Annotated in this window: 1 protein-coding gene; it reads left to right on the top strand. The window is 57.7% G+C overall.

All coding sequences use genetic code 11. The annotated features are described in order from the left end of the window. Positions 1-339: 339 nt before the first annotated feature. Entirely contained in the window at positions 340-900 is a 561-nt protein-coding gene (locus M3I56_RS40555; RefSeq protein ID WP_254358659.1) for a hypothetical protein, read from the top strand. Positions 901-1194: the final 294 nt, after the last annotated feature.

A 1194-nucleotide genomic window follows, 5' to 3' on the forward strand; every position in this document is an offset into this window, starting at 1 on the left:
GTACCGCCAACCGAAACCACACCTTTCGTTTCGGTCCACCGAACACGCATTTCGGTGGGGTGAACAGCCGTTTCGGCAGGCTGAACACCGATTTCGGGAAGATGAACACGCATTTCGGAGCGCCGAACACCAATTCCGGAATTCTCCGAAACCGTTCGACTTCAAGCGAAACGGTTGTTCATCTTCCTCCGGAAACACTGTTCGACTTCAACCGAAATCCGTGTTCGGCTTCGCCGAAATACGCACTGATCAACCGTCGGCATGCCGTCCGTTCTGCTACCTGCACACTGTGCGAGCCAGGATCTTTTATAAACCAGTGGACAGGTCAAATACATATCAGTGTCAGATGTCGTCACCTATAACGATGCTAGCGAAGCAGCAATCATCGACGGTGCGGGCTCGTTGTTTGTCGATGACGGGAAGTCCGCCGCGCTGGTCGGCAGTCACCTTAGCAACGGCGATCGGATCGTGTCCACGCCGTGGGAGGATGAGATATCTGGCCTGTTTGTTCCCGAAGGTGAAAAGCCGGCAGGCCTATTCGATCCGTTCTACGTGCCGGCGCCGCCCAAGCCATGCTGGCGGTTCGCACTATCCGGCTCCACCACCGCACGTGGCGGGGTTCTGCGCGAGCCTGGAGGCAAATGGCGCAGCAATGGCGAAGACATAAGGGTCGGGCAAATCGGCGATCTGATTTGTTATCCAGACGGTACCACCGCACGCATTACGAGCGGCCTCGCTCTTAGAGCAAATCGCGCGTGTGCGCAACTGGCCTACGTCGGCAGCACGCTCGATAACGGCGACACCATCACGCATAGCCCCGAGCGCGCAGGCGGCGCCCATCCCGACACCTACGAACCCGTAACAGAATCCCTGATCAAGCGTGAGAGTGAGCGCGCATGATTCGCTATTTTCTCGCGAAAGGAGACCGCGCGGGGAGCGCGGTGAGTAAGCAGCCGGTGAAGTCATCTTGATCGGCAAGTCGTGCCACCCCAGGATCATGTCCATTCAAATTTTAAATGGACAGGTGTACACGATGGACGAAGTCGAGGTTGTACCGGATGTCGTTCAGCCGACGCGGCGCCGTCGGCATAGCAAGGAATTCAAGGAGACGGTCATTCGGGCGGCAATGCAGCCGAACGTGTCGATTGCGGCGGTGGCACTGCATTACCGGTTGAACGCCAACCTGCTGCGCAG

The sequence above is a fragment of the Paraburkholderia sp. CNPSo 3281 genome, from assembly GCF_024206515.1.
In the GTDB taxonomy this organism is placed as follows: Bacteria; Pseudomonadota; Gammaproteobacteria; order Burkholderiales; family Burkholderiaceae; genus Paraburkholderia; species Paraburkholderia nodosa.